Genomic DNA, 15,396 nt, shown 5'->3' with positions numbered 1-15,396 from the left:
CCTTTGATAGAAGCGCACAACTAGCTGTGTGCCTCTAGTAGCGGTTCGTTACATCGATACAGCAGCCCCGGTAGTCGGCTTAGGAGGCTGAATCTGAGCGCCTAGCCGGGCCCGATATAGTTCTACCAATCGCTGTTCGTATTTCAATGAATCCTGGTAAATTTCTTTGAAAATAGCTGTTGCTACTGGGTCAGTGAACATTGCACACAAATTGCCAATATCGCCAATACCCGTTTGTACATCCCCTAAAGCGGAACGTAACTGATATATGTCATCACTTCCTGTCAAGGCAGTTTTCACCTTGGCATACTGATTGGCAATATTTGCCCCTAAAGAGGGTTTTTCACCCAATAGCTGAAGATAAGTTTCCAGTTTTTGAATGTGGTGCTGTTTCTTAGCAATAATTTCTTGAAAGACTAATTTGACTTCGCTATCTGATTCCTTTTCCAAGTATTTCTCAAATGCTTCTAGTGAGTAACGTTCGCCAGTCAGGGCAGTATTTAAACCTCTGGCAATATCACCTTTAGTTGAGCCACCCCAAGCATCAGCCAGCTTCCACCATTCAGCAGTTGTGTCTTTTTCATTTGGCAATGCAGCATCTTTGCCACCATAGCCCAAACGGCTCAAAATAGCTGTGGTAAAAATTGGCAAGTCTCCAGGTTCGCGAGATGTAATCAAATTTCCGTCAACTACCACCGGCTCATCTAGATAATTTGCGCCAGCGTTAATCATGTCCTTGGCAATAGCGATAAAACCAGTTGCTTGTTTACCTTTGAGCAAGTCGCCTTCAATCAAAACTTGTGGGCCGTGGCAAACCGCAGCGACTAATTTTCCTTGTTGTATAGCCTCTTGGACAAAGCGTACCGTGTTGAGATTTCGCCGCATTCGGTCGGGAGCCATTCCACCGGGAATTATGACTGCATCGAATTCGGCTGCGATCGCTTCTGTCGTAGTAGCATCAGCTTGTACGCTAAGTTTGCCGCGTTTACCCTTATATTTTTCATTCATTCGGGAACCGAGGACTACTACCTCCATTCCCGCTTGTTTTAGTCCATTATAAGGAACTGTAAATTCTGCATCCTCTACTGCCTGTTCAATGAGGATAGCAACTTTTTTATTAGCGGAATGATTGTTATGGTCAGTCATAGATGGTATTAATTGTTTATTTTTACTAGTATTTAACTAACGACAAATTTATCGATTAGGACAGTGAAACACCCAGGATTTTTCCCGGAAAATTTTGTTTCAATGGCTGACTATGCTGGTATTTCACTTGTTGGTGAAGTCCCAAATATTTCTTCGTAATCGTGAGAAAAATGGGAGTGCAACGCAGCAAATACTTCTGGGCTAATAGCATTTTGCAACACAGCAAATACAGCCCGAACATGAATCGCCGCAGTGGTTGGTTCTATATTTTCTTTTCGACTTGCACGCATGATAAATTCCTGCAAGTTGAAGGAGTCACCGCTATCTCCTTCTCTTCCTCGCAAATAATCGCCTAGTTGTTGGGGCAAATTTGCAGCCAAGTCTTGTGCTTCCTCAACTGCTATCCGTTCTTTAAGGGTTTCTAGTGTGGCACGGGTAGCACGTTCTGCCTCTTCACGAGAATCTGATTGGGCAAGGCTTTGTACATGTGTAATGAACTCTTCGTATTCCACTGTCTACCTCCGCTTCTCAAAATTCTTACTTAAATGTCTTGTTATTTAGCATTCAGGTAGTTAAAGCATAAATATAAAGTTAAAATTGCTAAACTTAAATTTTAATTTTTGCTCATTAATAAAAAATAGTTATGAGTCAGAAGTTTACTAATGAAACATTTCGGTCTGATTACTCCTAACTCATACTAAAAATTTCAACTACAAGTTGCTTGACGATGAATTCATATTTACAATCCTATGGTGCGATCGCTAGTTTAGCGTCGTACCAAGGGGATAGATTATTTTATTTCTAAAGCTATACATCTCTAGTTAGACAAGTTAGAGACAGAAAAAGGTTATTGTGAGAATGCACAAAAGCGCATAGGATCATGGCAGAAAAAAATCATAATGACGAAATTGAAACCAATGATTTGCCACAGGAAATTACCGAATCCTACGGCACTGGTGTGAAAGACTTGCCAGGGTATAATATTGGCGGACGCTCAATGAGAGCAGAAAGGCGCGAGTATACAGAAACTAGTCCTGAACTCACTGGTGGGGATGTTGATGCTTATTGGCAAGATGCAGATGCAGTTGGGGATGAAGCTGTTGGTGGTAGTACTTCTACTCCCGATCAAAATGTAACTGAAGAGCTAGAAGCAGCAGTAGGGCTAGAAATGGATGATTTTGCATTTCTCCGCACTAACGAAATTTTAGAGGAACGTGACGATTCTCGCTGGGAGTTAGATCCAAAATCTTCTGAAGATTATCAAGATCGGCGAGAATAACCTGAATAAAAGCAGAAGCCTTATTCCTACTGTACATTCAAAAATTAATGTCGCTCAATTTGGCAGTGCTTAGAAAAGTACTGCCAAATAAACATAACATCTATCCAGCGAAATACCTATTAAGAATTTATCAATCTGGTAGCAATCTGACAATTGCTAACTCTTTCGCCTTACCAAAGGCAAGCATTATTTTTGATTTTAATATTGGGTTTTTATATAACCGTAATACATCTAATGCAGGACTACACCCTGCCCGATTTATGTTCTGTTGATAATTGTTCTTCTTTATGATTCCAATACATCTGTCTTCAGTAGGGTAAAACATTAAATGTACATTTGATAACCTTGCTAATGAGATTGATTGCAATTGGAGTTAATAATGACATCTACACAAACTAGCGATCCAACTATTCGCGAACATGTTCAAGCTTGGCAACAGTTGAATGTGGATCAACAACTGGCTTTGTTTTGGTTCATTTACAAAGAAATGGGTGGCTCAATTACGCCAGCGGCTCCTGGTGCCAGCACTGTTTCCCCAGAAATCGCTGAAGGTTTGTTTAATCAAGTTAAGGAATTATCTCACGAACAACAATTACAAGTTCAGCGTGACTTGATTAATAAAGCGGATACGCAAATTTCTCGTGAATATGGCTCTTTGGGTGATACCACCAAGCTACTATTTTGGTATCGATTATCTCAAGGTATGGATAATGGTACTATCATTCCTGTACCTTCTGACTATGAACTTCCCTCAGAAGCTAAAGCCTTGTTTGGCAGAATTCAAGGATTAGGCTTTGAGCAACAGATTACTCTTTTCCGTGATTATGTTTCGCCAATGGGTGCTGAATCAAAACCAGGTGCTGAAATTTAGTCCTTTTTATCTATGATTTTGAATTTTTCAATCTCTGGATGATGGCTGTTATACCAAGTTCATTTGGTTGTAGTTGAAGAATTCACCAATCAACAAAATGTCTTTACTCACGAGCAGGTTTTCCAAACTACGTGATTGGTGTTAACGTAGCCTTAGCAACTCTTACCTGCGGGAGGTAGCGGGCAAGGCCATTTCATACCCCTTGTCTTAAAGCTTGCTATATCCGCCAGTCACTTAATATAAAGCTGAATTTTGATGACTGGCGTCTTTAATTTTTCCTTGATAAATAAAGATAGAGTAAAAGCTAAAACTTTTACTCTGTGATTATTTATATCCTTCAGAGGATGTTTGAAAAGTCCTCTTGTCGGTATGAAAAGTTTTAGATAGCTCTAAATTCCCCGATAAATTGCGGAACTTTGACTCCGATTCTCTCCTGTTTAAGCCGAAATGGCTTAAGCCAGTATTACAATTTTCACTTAAAAACTTTTTAGTTAATTACTGTGAGGTGTTATGACTTCTACGAATATCAATTTTTTAGAACAAAGTGTATCAAAATTTCAGAGTTTGGATACAGACGATCGCCTAGCGGTTTTAGCGTTACTGTATACTGAAATTTCTGATGAAATTCGAGCGATCGCTCTCAATGATGTGTGCAACGAAAAAACTGGGAATTTAGTTGCACAAATTCAAAACCTGCCACAGCAGGAACAGGTTTCTGCTTTGCGTCAGTTGTTAGAGCAAGGCGAACTAGGGGAAACAGCAATTCCTATTCAAGAGTATGCTTCAATGAGTGCTGAGGATAAATTGGCTTTTTGGTATCACCTCGCCCAGAATTTGGGAACTACAATTATCGGTGTACCAAATGACTATATACCTTCTGAAAAAGCTACAGAAGTAATAGATTTACTTCACACACCGAACCTTGAGGATTTGGTGAGTTTCTTCAAGCAGGTGCTGTAACAACTCATCCCACGGCGACGAAAACATCGCAAGTCTTTCTGATATGTCATTAGTCATTGGTCATTGGTCATTAGTACCAATGACCTTGACTACAGATGAAGTTGTAGTAGCTACAATTTGAGAAACGATAACAAAAGTTAAAGCTGGAGTTATTACAACTTAAGCGTTACTTATAGCACGTTGAATATTCATAAGAACAGCTTAAGTTGTAGTTACTAGAACTTAGGCGTTATACCAATTGAATAATGATTGCAACACATCGTTGGATAAAGACGCGATTCATCGCGTCTCTACAAATGGTCTATTTGTCGCATTCTTTTTTCAAATTGGTATTATTTATGAAAACTTGAACGTTTATAACAACAGCTTCAGTTGTAGTTATCGCAGCTTTAATTTTAGGAACTGCATCCAAACTATTTTTCTTTAATCACTGCTTGATAGCGACCTAGAGCGATTAAAGGAAAGTATTGTTGATACATGTGATACTTGAGGTAAAAATGGCAAGGGAAGCCAGTACCTGTAAAGTCTGACTCAAACCAAGTACCATCGGGCTTTTGAGTTGCCACCAGGTAGCCAATTCCCCGTTCAATGGCCTCAAGCGCTAATTTGCCTGTTGCCTCACCTGCTGCTATTAGCCCAATTAAAGCCCAAGCAGTTTGAGATGCAGTACTATTTCCTTTTCCTTTGAGACTGGGGTCGTCGTAGCTGCGGCAAGTCTCACCCCAACCACCATCTGGGTTTTGACATCCGACTAACCAAGCTGCTCCTCGTTCTATACTAAGTTTATGCTTTTGAGGAGCAATTAACGCCAAGGCTGATAAAACGCCACTGGTGCCGTAGATATAATTTACACCCCAACGACCAAACCAACAGCCTTCGGTTTCTTGTTCGCGCAGAAGATAAGTAAGCGATCGCTCTAAATTATCACTATCAATTGACAAATCACAAGCACCCAGCATTTCTACGACTCTAGCCGTAACATCTGCTGTGTTTGGATCGATCATGGCTTTCAAGTCGCCGTATGGAATGGAGTTAAGCCAATCTTGGTCGTTGTCCAAATCAAAAGCAGCCCAACCACCTGGTTTACATTGCATAGATGCAATCCAGTTTACCGCACGAGCGATCGCAGCCTGCTTGATTTTTTCATTAGGGAGTTTTGCCAAATGTAGTGCCATCACCACCACAGCGGAGTCGTCTACATCAGGATAAAAGCGATTGTCAAACTCAAACGCCCAAGCCCCTGGTTTTCCTTGGCGATTTTTGACAGCCCAATCTCCGTAGTCTAAAATTTGTTTTTGCAATAACCACTCTCCAGCCTTTACCACAGCCGGACAATCTGGTGCAAAGCCAGATTCTACTAAGGCACGCATCGCCCAAGCTGTATCCCAAACTGGTGAAATACAAGGTTGTACTCGATAGCTATCCTCTGTTTCAATAGCAAAGTTATCAATTGCTTGCAAACCTCGTTGCACAATCGGGTCGCTTCGGTCATAATTCAAACAGCGCAAAGCCAGCATTGAATTCAGCATTGCTGGAATAATGCCGCCCCAATCGCCTGTAGCTTCTTGCCGCTCTAAAATCCACTTTTCGGCGGCTTTGATACCTTCTTCGCGGAAGGGTACTAAATTAAGGCTTTCTGCCAACTTGAATCCCCGATCGAGGGTGAGGAATAAATCTGTCCAATCACCACTTTCGGGTAATTCCCACCGGACTCGATCGATACCTTCAACGTACAGTTCATCTAGGTTGATAGTTGGATCGGTAATAAAAACAGGTTTGCGATCGCATACAATCAGTAGCGGCACAGTGCTGGAACGTGCCCAGCTAGACATCTCATAGATATTGACGGGGAAAGCTTTTGGCAACAGCATCACCCAAGCTGGTAGCGAGGGAATACCGCGCCAGTTGTAGCAGCCAATCAAGGCTAAGTGCAGCTTTGTAAAAATCCGAGTTTTGCAAATACCACCCCGTTGGAGAATAAAGGCTCGCGCCCGAATCATTGCCGGATCGGTTGCTGGTACACCTAGCAGTCTTAGTGCCATGTAGGCTTCAACCGAAGTGCTAAGTTCTCCACCATCACCATAGTAAAGTTCCCAACCACCATGCTGCCGTTGCTCTTGACGCAGATATGCTTCAACTTTGTCTAAGCGTCTTGTTTGGTCTGTTCCCCAAATCTTATGCAGGAGGACGACTTCAGCAGTAATGGTGACATTAGATTCTAATTCCGCCCACCAGTAACCTGCCGGATTTTGAATCGAAAGCAAATATTCTTGACTGGCTGCGATCGCCGTTGCGATTTGATTGACTTTTACCCTGTCTTGTGTTTGCATCGAAAACTATTTAACCTCAACACCCAACACTAGTTATGAACGCGGCACTACAGTAAAAAAATTTTCCTATATTCAGTAGACATAGTATTGTGTCTGAGTCACTGAGAATTTGCAATAGGTCATGGGTGTAATTCTACTAGGATTGATGCTTTTATCCCTGACAATTTGGTTGGGATTACTGTGTTTTTGGGGACAGTTTTGGCGAGTAGACCAGCAACTAGAGATTGGAGAAACTCAGCTAAAATCGTTGCCTGTGGTTTGTGCGGTGATTCCAGCCCGTAATGAAGCCCAATTGCTACCAACTAGCTTGCGATCGCTCTTACTCCAAGACTATCCTGGTTCTTTCAACGTTTTTTTGGTAGACGATTGCAGCACAGATGGTACAGCAAATTTTGCCGAAGGGGTTGCACACGCTGTAGGTAAATCTCAGCAATTGCATATTATCTCTGGCGAATCACTGCCTCCTGGTTGGTCGGGCAAACTTTGGGCAGTTGAGCAAGGTATAAAGAGTGCTAGTAAATTTGCACCTGATTATTTTTTGCTGACTGACGCAGATATCGAACACGATCCTGCTAATCTCCGCCGACTCGTTGCTAAAGCTGTGCAGGAAGATTTAGATATGGTTTCGGTAATGGTGCGACTCAGGTGTGAAAGCTTTTGGGAAAAACTTTTGATTCCAGCTTTCGTCTTTTTCTTCCAAAAACTCTATCCCTTCCGCTGGGTAAATAATCCAAACAATCCAACAGCCGCCGCTGCCGGGGGGTCTATTCTGATCGCCCGTGAAGCTTTAGAGCGAATCGGGGGTATTCAAGTCATTCGCCAAGCTTTAATCGACGATTGCGCCCTTGCTGACGCTGTTAAGCAGATTGGAAGACAAAGTAATTCCCCTGCCCCTCCTGCCTCCCCCGGCCGTATCTGGCTAGGATTAAGTACCCTGACTCGCAGTTTGCGTCCTTATGACTCGCTGGCGACGATTTGGGATATGGTTGCCCGTAGCGCCTATGCCCAACTAAATTATTCTCCATTACTACTAGTGGGAACTTTGGTAGGAATGATCTTGATTTATCTAATTTCACCTATGTGTGTAATCTTGGGTGCAGTTTGGGGCAATTGGGCGATCGCACTTACAGGTATATTAGGATGGCTGTTAATGGCTTTCGCTTACTACCCAACGATCCGCTTTTATAAATGTTCTCCTTGGTTAGCATTTAGTTTACCTGCGATCGCTTTTCTCTATACCCTAATGACTCTAGACTCAGCATTACGTTACTGGCAAGGGCGCGGCGGCGCTTGGAAAGGAAGAGTTTACCCCAGCCCGAATAATTTATAGTTGGGATAAAATTGAATTTCAAAATCCGTAGTGCTAATTTAAAATTAAAGTAAGCTGAAAGTGGTTGATTAAAAGAGCTATGACAACCGCAACACCAACAAATAATCCTGTTATTGTCCCTAAAAAGCTGCCTTTTCTGGAGTCAATTTGTTGGCAAACTGCTGATGTATATCGGTTTACTTCAGAAGAAATGCTGAGTCGCTACGAGCGTGGCTGGCAATATCGCAGCCTATTTAATAATCTTGAGGGTGAAGAACTCAATTTTTTGAAGGAACTCGCCAGACGCTATAAATCCTGGTTGCAAGTTTGTTTATGACCTCCAGGTTTGAACACCATAACAAAATTCTTACAGTTCTTGAATCCTTAGATTCTGACATACTTAGGAAGGGTTCTGCTTACTTCGGTGGCGGAACCCTTCTTGCATTTGAGTTTGAAGAATATCGTTGGAGTAAGGACGTTGATTTTATCGCTTCTGTTGGTACAGAAGGCTACAAATACCTACGGGAAGTAGTATTTGAGGGTGGGCATGAAGCATTATTTCGGGATTTAAGTAAAATCCAAGTCGGACGTAGCACAACTGACCAATATGGAATTCGGATGATAGTTTTTGTAGATAATGTGCCGATTAAAACGGAAATTATTGCGGAAACTCGTTTTCAACTAGACCCACCAAGATATCCAAAGTGGTCGCTTGTTCCCTGCTTAAGCCTTAATGACTGTTTTACCTCTAAGCTGTTGTCAAATTCTGACCGTTACGCAGATGACAGTGTTGAGGCAAGAGATTTAATTGATTTAGCAATTCTCCGCCTGCAATCTCCAATCCCTCAAGCATCAATTGAGAAAGCTGAAAAAGCTTATCAGGTTATGCGCCCTTTGAAAAGAGCGATCAAACTATTTCAGCGAAGACCAGATTACAGGGAGAAATGCTTTCTTAGTCTGCAAGTCGATCGAGTTCAGATACCCAAAATTCTTGACGGTATTGATTTACTCTCTACAGATTTAGGTTTATCTCACACTCCAAGGGCTTTTCGAGAACAACACGATATCTTTGCTGATTTAGAAACACAAAAAGAAAAATCTGAAGATTTTTAAACAGGTAGCGATCGCTCCATACCCCCTTCTAAATACTTGAAGCTGTTTGTTTAGCGCTCCCAGGGACAACAGGCAATGGTTGAGCGGCTTTCAATACCGCATCCAGCAACCCTGGAAATAGCACCTCTAAATCTTCACGCCGCAGGATGTTAATGTGCTGTGTCCCTTCTTTTCGTGTAAAAACTATCCCAGACTCCCGCAAAATCTTAAAATGATTGGACATGGTTGATTTTGCGATCGCAAAATCAAAACTGGCACAGCATTGTTCCCCCTCAGTGGCCAGCCGCCGCACAATCTCTAGCCGAACTGGATCGCCCAATGCATACAGCACTCCAGGTAAAGAAATATTTTTTCGATCTGGATGATAAAGAAATCTCATAGTTGCATTATCTCATCAGGTGGCATATATTTTTATTATTCGATATTATCGAATTATAGAATTAATTAGGAGGGCAATTTTATGTCATCCATTACAAATGTCACAGAAGCCACATTCAAGCAAGAAGTCTTGGAAAGTGAAATTCCGGTCTTAGTGGACTTTTGGGCCCCGTGGTGTGGCCCTTGCCGGATGGTGGGCCCAGTCGTCGATGAAGTTGCTGCTGAATACGATGGACAGGTGAAATTTGTGAAGCTGAACACAGATCAAAATCCTACTGTCGCCAGCCACTATGGAATTCGCAGCATTCCGACACTGATGGTTTTTAAGGGAGGTCGGCAGGTCGATACTGTCGTCGGGGCAGTCCCAAAAACTACCTTGAATAAGACCCTAGCACAGCATCTTTAATCTAGGTACTGTTGTGAGATGCATTTAGTTTGCTTCTCTAGTCAAGGGAGCCAGGAGTCTAAATATATAAGACTCCTGACTCTCGTACAGACGCGATTAATCGCGTCTCTCCTGACTCCTGAATTATGTTTCAACTAACGGGGAAAGAGCGAAATGGACTTGAAATTGCATGGTAAATCCGCGCTGGTGAGTGGCTCAACCGCAGGTATTGGTTTGGCGATCGCTCTTGGGCTAGCTCAAGAGGGTGCATCAGTGATTGTCAACGGTCGGTCTGAAGAACGAGTAGCTGAAGCGATCGCTAAAATTAAGCATTCTACACCCGACGCGAAAGTTTCTGGTGTTGTTGCTGACGCAGGTACTGTATCAGGGGTAGAGAAACTCATTCAAGAGGTTCCTCACGTTGATATACTCATAAACAATGTGGGTATTTATGAGCCAAAAACCTTCTTTGATATTACTGATGAAGACTGGTTAAAAATATTTGAGGTTAACGTCCTCAGTGGAGTCCGTTTGAGTCGGCAATATCTGCAAAAGCAGCTAGAGCAAAACTGGGGGCGGATAATTTTCATCTCCAGCGAATCTGCTATTCAGATTCCAGTGGAAATGATTCACTACGGCACAACTAAGACAGCGCAGCTAGCTATTGCCAGAGGTCTAGCAGAAATGACTGTGGGGACTGGAGTTACAGTAAACTCCGTCCTCCCAGGGCCAACTCGTTCAGAAGGAGTTGAAGAGTTTATCACCAACCTGGCACAGGAACGTGGTATTAGTCCCGATCGAGTTGAGGCGGATTTTTTTGAAAATGTGCGTCCAAGTTCCTTGATTAAACGCTTTGCAACTAATGAAGAAGTAGCAGCGATCGTAGTTTATCTTTCTAGCCCCGTAGCTTCAGCAACCAATGGTGCAGCTTTGCGGGTAGATGGTGGCGTTATTCGGTCGATTGTTTAGTATTTGAATCACAACCGCATAGTCTATTTTCCTGAAATAGCTGTAATGCGCTGCACGCAAAATTGGGTATGGGGAAAACTCTTTCCTTATTCTCCCGATCTCGCAGATGCGGGGTTCCAAATTTTGTTAGCGCAGCGTTAGCGAGTCCGCGAGCGTCATTTTGAATTGGAGCGAAGCAACATGACTACTGGTATCAACTTATTTTCTCCTTACCAATTAGGAAATCTGGAACTACCTAACCGGATAGTGATGGCACCTTTAACCCGAAACCGGGCAAGTCAGGGAAACGTACCACATCAACTGAATGCTACTTACTACGTCCAACGTGCTTCCGCCGGACTAATTATTTCTGAAGCAACACAGGTAACTCCTGAAGGACAAGGCTATCCCGCGACACCAGGAATTCATTCACCAGAACAGGTGGAGGGATGGAAGTTAGTAACCGATGCCGTACATCAGCACGGCGGCAGAATTTTTCTGCAACTATGGCACGTAGGCAGGATTTCTCACCCAGACTTCCAACCGAATGGAGCTTTACCTGTGGCACCTTCTGCCATTGCTCCTAAAGGTGATGCTGCAACTTATGAGGGGCCAAAACCTTTTGTTACTCCCCGTGCTTTAGAAACTTCGGAAATACCGCAGATCGTCGAACAGTACCGTCAGGGAGCGGCAAATGCCCTAGCGGCTGGGTTTGATGGCGTGGAAATTCACGCAGCTAATGGTTATTTAATAGATCAGTTTCTCCGCGATGGTACGAATCAACGCACAGATAAATATGGGGGTTCCATTGAGAATCGCGCCCGATTCCTGTTGGAGGTGACAGAGGCGGTAACTAGTGTGTGGGATTCTAACCGAGTTGGGGTACGTTTCTCTCCCAGTGGAACTTTTAACGATATGCGTGACTCCAATCCTCTGGAGACATTCGGTTATGCGGCTCAAGCGTTGAACCGATTTAATTTGGCATATCTGCATATTTATGAGGCAACAGAGGCAGACATCAGACATGGCGGGATAATTGTACCCATCAGTCATATACGCGATCGCTTTACAGGTACTCTCATCGTTAATGGTGGTTATACTCGTGAAAAAGGCGATGCTGTACTGGCCAACAAAGCAGCAGATTTAGTTGCCTTTGGCACATTATTTATATCAAACCCAGATTTACCCCGACGCTTGGCTTTAAATGCACCACTAAATGAACCAAATCAAGCAACCTTTTATGGTGGCAGTGAAAAGGGATATACAGACTATCCATTTTGGTCGGCTGCTAACGAGCCGGTAGCTAAGGTGTAATTCGTAATTCGTAATTCGTAATTAAGGCAAGTTTTTTGTTCTGAAACGAGGAATAATTTTTATTTTTGTTTCCTGAATAAATAGATTTGCTTGTATCTTAGATTACGTTAGCGCCAGGGGAACAAGTCTGCGTACTCTTACAGAGAAGCAAGCTATGCTTTTAGCATCTCGTAGAGAATATCATTACGAATGATTTGGTCAAAACTTAACCATCAGGAGAATCTCATGAGTTCCATTACTCAAACCCAACCTTTAGATGTACCCAGTGCGATCGCTCAACGCCGTTCCATCAAAACTTTTAAAACAGACCCCATCGCCCCAGAACTGCTCAAGCAACTGGTAGAGTTAACCGTGGCAGCGCCCAGCAGTTACAATATTCAGGACTGGCAAATTATTCTTGTGCAAGATGAGGCGCAAAAGGCAGCCTTATCAGCAGCATCGTGGAATCAACAGCAAATTATCCAAGCACCAGTTACTTTTGTGTTTGCTGCCGATGCGAGTGCATCTGAAAAAAACTTGAACCCGATAATTGAACAGGCTCTTGCAACTGGGGCATGGAATGAAAGCACAGCTAATTATTTTAAAACTGCTATTCCGCAATTTCAAGAGACACTGGGAGACAAGCGACGCGAATATGCGATCAAAGATGCGATCATTGCCGCTACCCATTTGGTATTAGCAGCAGAAAGTCTGGGATTATCCACTTGTTTTATGAATGGTTGGCTTGAAGACAAGGTAAAAGAAGTGATTGGTGCAGGAGATAATCCAGATTTAGCGATCGCCGTTTTAGTTCCTGTTGGCTATGCAGCAGAACCACGCTTAAATCCAGGTCGTTTGCCATTCTCCTCCAACGTCTCTGTAGACAGAATCGGTAACCCATATGCAGGGTAGTTTTGCCTAAATTGTGTATGGGGCATTGGGTATTGGGCATGGCGAATAGGGGATGAATCTTTAATACTCGTGAATGAGTCTTTGAACCTGCCTCCCCCGCTTCCCCTGCTCCCCCTGCCTCCCCTGCCTCCCCTGCCTCCCCTGCCCCCTGCCCCCTGCCCCTCCCCAACCATGTCCTTACCCTCCTTCCTCGCGCGTCGTTCGTTCCACTATGCCTGGATCGTCGCAGGTTTAACATTCCTAGCCTTGCTGGTGGCGGCGGGAATTCGCTCTGCTCCTGGAGTTTTTATAGTGCCTCTCGAACAGGAGTTCGGCTGGAGTAGAGCAACTATATCTTTAGCAATCTCTATTAACTTAGTACTCTACGGGTTGATTGGCCCTTTTGCCGCCACAGTTATGGAGCGGATCGGCATTCGCCGGATGATGGTGTTCTCACTTGCTGTCATTGCTCTCGGTGTCGGTTTAACTACTTTGATGTCAACTTCCTGGCAGCTAGTCTTGCTGTGGGGTGTTGTTGTCGGTTCTGGTAGCGGAGTTATCGCCCTGGTTTTGGGTGCTATTGTTGTCAATCGTTGGTTTTTTGAGAAGCGGGGTCTAGTTCTGGGCATCTTGACTGCCAGTACAGCCACAGGGCAGCTAGTGTTTCTGCCCATGCTGGCCTCAGTAGCCGATCGCTTTGGGTGGCGAACTGCGGCTCTAGCTCTTACTGGTGCAGCACTTCTAATTATTCCAGCGATCGCAGTCTTTATGCGCGATCGTCCGGCGGATGTCGGTTTGCGACCCTTTGGCGACAACAGCGAAACTGTGGAAGTGTTACAGCCCAAAGTCAATTCCATTGCCTCCACTCTCAACGCTCTTTGGCTGGGAATGCGTAATCGAGACTTCTGGCTGTTATTTGGTAGCTTTTTTATCTGTGGTGCAAGCACAAATGGGTTAATTGGAACTCATCTGATTCCCGCTTGTATTGACCACGGTATCCCAGAAGTCAAGGCTGCTGGTCTTTTGGCAATCATGGGACTATTCGATTTTTTTGGAACTACTATGTCCGGTTGGCTATCTGACCGCTGGAACAACCGCTACTTACTATGCTGGTACTACGGATTGCGGGGTTTGTCTTTAATTTTCTTACCCTTCAGTTTCAACTTTTCCTTCTATGGACTTTCCATTTTCGCCGTCTTCTATGGACTTGATTGGATTGCCACCGTACCACCGACGGTGCGGCTTGTTGCCAACGTCTTTGGTAAAGAAAATGTGGGCGTGATGTTTGGTTGGATTGTAGCAGGACACCAGCTTGGTGCAGCCACAGCAGCATTCGGAGCCGGAGTGTTGAGAACTTGGACGGGTAGTTATTTACAAGCGTTTATTTTATCAGGCGTTCTCTGTCTGATTGCCGCAGTTTGTGTACTGCAAATTGGTCAAAGTCCCACTAAGGGCAATTCCCCGTTATCTTCAGTCACGCTCAATTCTTAATCTATGAATATCTGAATCGAATGGCACTTTAAGGATAGGTATTGTAATGAACACAATGCTTGATATGGTAATAATTCCAGAAGGATCTTTCCTTATGGGCGCTGACCCTGAAGTTGAGGTTAATGCTGAGTATGAAGAACAGCCTCAAAGGGAAGTATGGCTATCAACTTATGCAATTCAACGAACCCCCGTCACAGTGGGGCAGTGGCAGAAATTCTTGAGGGATACTGCTTATGACTGGTCGTATGATAATAAAACTTTAGCCCTAAATCGGGAGATATTAGGGGCTGCTGCTCTTGATTATGACTGGTCATTAGCTAATAAAGCTGCTAAATTTTCCCCAGGAGATATGTACCCAATAGTTTTTGTTTCTTGGTTTGATGCCTGTCGGTTTACTGAATGGCTGAAGGAAACTTTAGGTGGTGCATATGCCTTACCTACAGAGGCGCAATGGGAAAAAGCCTGTCGAGGACAAAATGGACAGTTGTATCCTTGGGGAAATCAAGAAGTGGATTGGAATGAAGAAATGGCTTTATTCTCATATCCTAATACTAAAGACTCATATCCTAAGATTAATCAACCTGTTGGTTGTCGCCCTGAAAGACAAAGCCCCTATGGCTGTTTGGATATGTGGCAAAATGTATCAGAATGGTGCAGTGACTGGTATGATATCACAGGTAGATATTACCATGACCCGAATACAAAGTGGGTTAATCCACATGGGGTTACATTTGAAGAATTGAAAAGACATCTCCAGACATTAGGTATCAGCCCAAGTGGGGTAGATTCATTTTTAGAGTATAAAGTATATCGGGGTGGAAATCTGTTGAGTTCTGGCTGGCCGAGATGTACATACCGAGGTTATCAATGTCTACGCTCCTGCGGCCATCATATAGGTTTTAGAGTTGTGCTTAATTACCAATAGGCTAACTAATTTTTTGGGGATATTAAATTTTATCTAGATATTCTGCTTTCTCTCTTAATCGTTTATCCTAACAAGGA

The 15,396-nt window shown here is 43.4% G+C and carries 16 protein-coding genes; 12 read left to right on the top strand and 4 right to left on the bottom strand.

The genetic code is table 11. The features are described 5' to 3' along the window. Positions 1–48: 48 nt before the first annotated feature. Together V7L01_RS09280 and V7L01_RS09275 are read right to left on the bottom strand one after the other, a co-directional pair. Positions 49–1,146 (bottom strand): DJ-1/PfpI/YhbO family deglycase/protease, encoded by a 1,098-nt coding sequence (locus V7L01_RS09280; protein WP_335033961.1) that lies wholly within the window; start codon positions 1,144–1,146, stop codon positions 49–51. Between the two features lie 110 nt (positions 1,147–1,256). After that, on the bottom strand, positions 1,257–1,658 hold the full coding sequence (locus tag V7L01_RS09275) for a DUF2267 domain-containing protein (protein WP_335033959.1): 402 nt from the start codon (positions 1,656–1,658) through the stop codon (positions 1,257–1,259). A 368-nt stretch (positions 1,659–2,026) separates the two neighbouring features. Here V7L01_RS09275 and V7L01_RS09270 point away from each other — a divergent pair, with 368 nt between their 5' ends. The 3 genes from V7L01_RS09270 (at position 2,027) to V7L01_RS09260 (ending at position 4,256) form a co-directional block, all read left to right on the top strand. Continuing rightward, positions 2,027–2,425 (top strand): DUF6335 family protein, encoded by a 399-nt coding sequence (locus V7L01_RS09270; protein WP_335033957.1) that lies wholly within the window; start codon positions 2,027–2,029, stop codon positions 2,423–2,425. Positions 2,426–2,804: 379 nt separating this feature from the next. Then, a complete protein-coding gene (locus V7L01_RS09265) occupies positions 2,805–3,296 on the top strand; it encodes an orange carotenoid protein N-terminal domain-containing protein (RefSeq protein ID WP_335033955.1) in 492 nt (163 codons plus the stop codon). A 510-nt stretch (positions 3,297–3,806) separates the two neighbouring features. Continuing rightward, positions 3,807–4,256: an orange carotenoid protein N-terminal domain-containing protein gene (locus V7L01_RS09260; RefSeq protein ID WP_335033954.1), complete on the top strand. Its 450-nt coding sequence runs from the start codon at positions 3,807–3,809 to the stop codon at positions 4,254–4,256. A gap of 413 nt (positions 4,257–4,669) precedes the next feature. On the opposite strand, the gene shc is transcribed toward V7L01_RS09260, so the two are convergent. Next, entirely contained in the window at positions 4,670–6,586 is a 1,917-nt protein-coding gene (gene shc / locus V7L01_RS09255) for a squalene--hopene cyclase (protein ID WP_335033952.1), read from the bottom strand. 121 nt (positions 6,587–6,707) lie between these two features. On the opposite strand from shc, the gene V7L01_RS09250 reads away from it, so the two are divergent. The 3 genes from V7L01_RS09250 to V7L01_RS09240 all read left to right on the top strand — a co-directional run bounded on the left by V7L01_RS09250 (position 6,708) and on the right by V7L01_RS09240 (position 9,008). Continuing rightward, entirely contained in the window at positions 6,708–7,916 is a 1,209-nt protein-coding gene (locus V7L01_RS09250) for a glycosyltransferase (RefSeq protein WP_335033950.1), read from the top strand. Positions 7,917–7,995: 79 nt separating this feature from the next. Further along, positions 7,996–8,232: a hypothetical protein gene (locus V7L01_RS09245; protein ID WP_335033948.1), complete on the top strand. Its 237-nt coding sequence runs from the start codon at positions 7,996–7,998 to the stop codon at positions 8,230–8,232. Next, entirely contained in the window at positions 8,229–9,008 is a 780-nt protein-coding gene (locus V7L01_RS09240) for a nucleotidyl transferase AbiEii/AbiGii toxin family protein (RefSeq protein WP_335033946.1), read from the top strand. The genes V7L01_RS09245 and V7L01_RS09240 overlap by 4 nt, the downstream gene beginning before the upstream one ends. Before the next feature lie 28 nt (positions 9,009–9,036). Here the strand turns inward: V7L01_RS09240 and V7L01_RS09235 are convergent, their stop codons facing one another. After that, positions 9,037–9,387, bottom strand: a complete 351-nt coding sequence (locus V7L01_RS09235) for an ArsR/SmtB family transcription factor (protein ID WP_335033944.1) — start codon at positions 9,385–9,387, stop codon at positions 9,037–9,039. 81 nt (positions 9,388–9,468) lie between these two features. Between V7L01_RS09235 and trxA the strand changes: the two genes are divergently transcribed. The 6 genes from trxA to V7L01_RS09205 all read left to right on the top strand — a co-directional run bounded on the left by trxA (position 9,469) and on the right by V7L01_RS09205 (position 15,319). Next, complete coding sequence (gene trxA, locus V7L01_RS09230; protein WP_334907277.1) at positions 9,469–9,792, top strand: thioredoxin; 324 nt, start codon at positions 9,469–9,471, stop codon at positions 9,790–9,792. A 153-nt stretch (positions 9,793–9,945) separates the two neighbouring features. Next, positions 9,946–10,740 (top strand): SDR family NAD(P)-dependent oxidoreductase, encoded by a 795-nt coding sequence (locus V7L01_RS09225; protein ID WP_335033942.1) that lies wholly within the window; start codon positions 9,946–9,948, stop codon positions 10,738–10,740. Positions 10,741–10,920: 180 nt separating this feature from the next. Continuing rightward, complete coding sequence (locus V7L01_RS09220) at positions 10,921–12,033, top strand: alkene reductase (protein WP_335033940.1); 1,113 nt, start codon at positions 10,921–10,923, stop codon at positions 12,031–12,033. 225 nt (positions 12,034–12,258) lie between these two features. Further along, complete coding sequence (locus V7L01_RS09215) at positions 12,259–12,924, top strand: nitroreductase family protein (RefSeq protein WP_335033939.1); 666 nt, start codon at positions 12,259–12,261, stop codon at positions 12,922–12,924. A 171-nt stretch (positions 12,925–13,095) separates the two neighbouring features. After that, positions 13,096–14,394, top strand: a complete 1,299-nt coding sequence (locus V7L01_RS09210) for an MFS transporter (RefSeq protein WP_335033937.1) — start codon at positions 13,096–13,098, stop codon at positions 14,392–14,394. 46 nt (positions 14,395–14,440) lie between these two features. Then, positions 14,441–15,319 carry a formylglycine-generating enzyme family protein gene (locus V7L01_RS09205; protein WP_335033935.1) on the top strand — a complete coding sequence of 293 codons (879 nt, stop codon included), beginning with the start codon at positions 14,441–14,443 and terminating at the stop codon, positions 15,317–15,319. The last annotated feature ends 77 nt before the right edge of the window (positions 15,320–15,396 follow it).

Origin of the sequence: Nostoc sp. (assembly GCF_036917095.1) — a bacterium.
Classification (GTDB): Bacteria; Cyanobacteriota; Cyanobacteriia; order Cyanobacteriales; family Nostocaceae; genus Nostoc.
This window is presented reverse-complemented; position numbering and strand designations above follow the sequence as displayed.

What these genes read in the sequence shown, in the direction of transcription:
- V7L01_RS09205 (WP_335033935.1), top strand. Translation starts at nt 14,441, where the DNA reads ATGAACACAATGCTTGATATGGTAATAATTCCAGAAGGATCTTTCCTT.
- V7L01_RS09245 (WP_335033948.1), top strand. Translation starts at nt 7,996, where the DNA reads ATGACAACCGCAACACCAACAAATAATCCTGTTATTGTCCCTAAAAAG.
- V7L01_RS09220 (WP_335033940.1), top strand. Translation starts at nt 10,921, where the DNA reads ATGACTACTGGTATCAACTTATTTTCTCCTTACCAATTAGGAAATCTG.
- V7L01_RS09235 (WP_335033944.1), bottom strand. Translation starts at nt 9,387, where the DNA reads ATGAGATTTCTTTATCATCCAGATCGAAAAAATATTTCTTTACCTGGA.
- V7L01_RS09250 (WP_335033950.1), top strand. Translation starts at nt 6,708, where the DNA reads ATGGGTGTAATTCTACTAGGATTGATGCTTTTATCCCTGACAATTTGG.
- V7L01_RS09270 (WP_335033957.1), top strand. Translation starts at nt 2,027, where the DNA reads ATGGCAGAAAAAAATCATAATGACGAAATTGAAACCAATGATTTGCCA.
- V7L01_RS09215 (WP_335033939.1), top strand. Translation starts at nt 12,259, where the DNA reads ATGAGTTCCATTACTCAAACCCAACCTTTAGATGTACCCAGTGCGATC.
- V7L01_RS09280 (WP_335033961.1), bottom strand. Translation starts at nt 1,146, where the DNA reads ATGACTGACCATAACAATCATTCCGCTAATAAAAAAGTTGCTATCCTC.
- shc (WP_335033952.1), bottom strand. Translation starts at nt 6,586, where the DNA reads ATGCAAACACAAGACAGGGTAAAAGTCAATCAAATCGCAACGGCGATC.
- V7L01_RS09240 (WP_335033946.1), top strand. Translation starts at nt 8,229, where the DNA reads ATGACCTCCAGGTTTGAACACCATAACAAAATTCTTACAGTTCTTGAA.
- V7L01_RS09265 (WP_335033955.1), top strand. Translation starts at nt 2,805, where the DNA reads ATGACATCTACACAAACTAGCGATCCAACTATTCGCGAACATGTTCAA.
- trxA (WP_334907277.1), top strand. Translation starts at nt 9,469, where the DNA reads ATGTCATCCATTACAAATGTCACAGAAGCCACATTCAAGCAAGAAGTC.
- V7L01_RS09225 (WP_335033942.1), top strand. Translation starts at nt 9,946, where the DNA reads ATGGACTTGAAATTGCATGGTAAATCCGCGCTGGTGAGTGGCTCAACC.
- V7L01_RS09210 (WP_335033937.1), top strand. Translation starts at nt 13,096, where the DNA reads ATGTCCTTACCCTCCTTCCTCGCGCGTCGTTCGTTCCACTATGCCTGG.
- V7L01_RS09260 (WP_335033954.1), top strand. Translation starts at nt 3,807, where the DNA reads ATGACTTCTACGAATATCAATTTTTTAGAACAAAGTGTATCAAAATTT.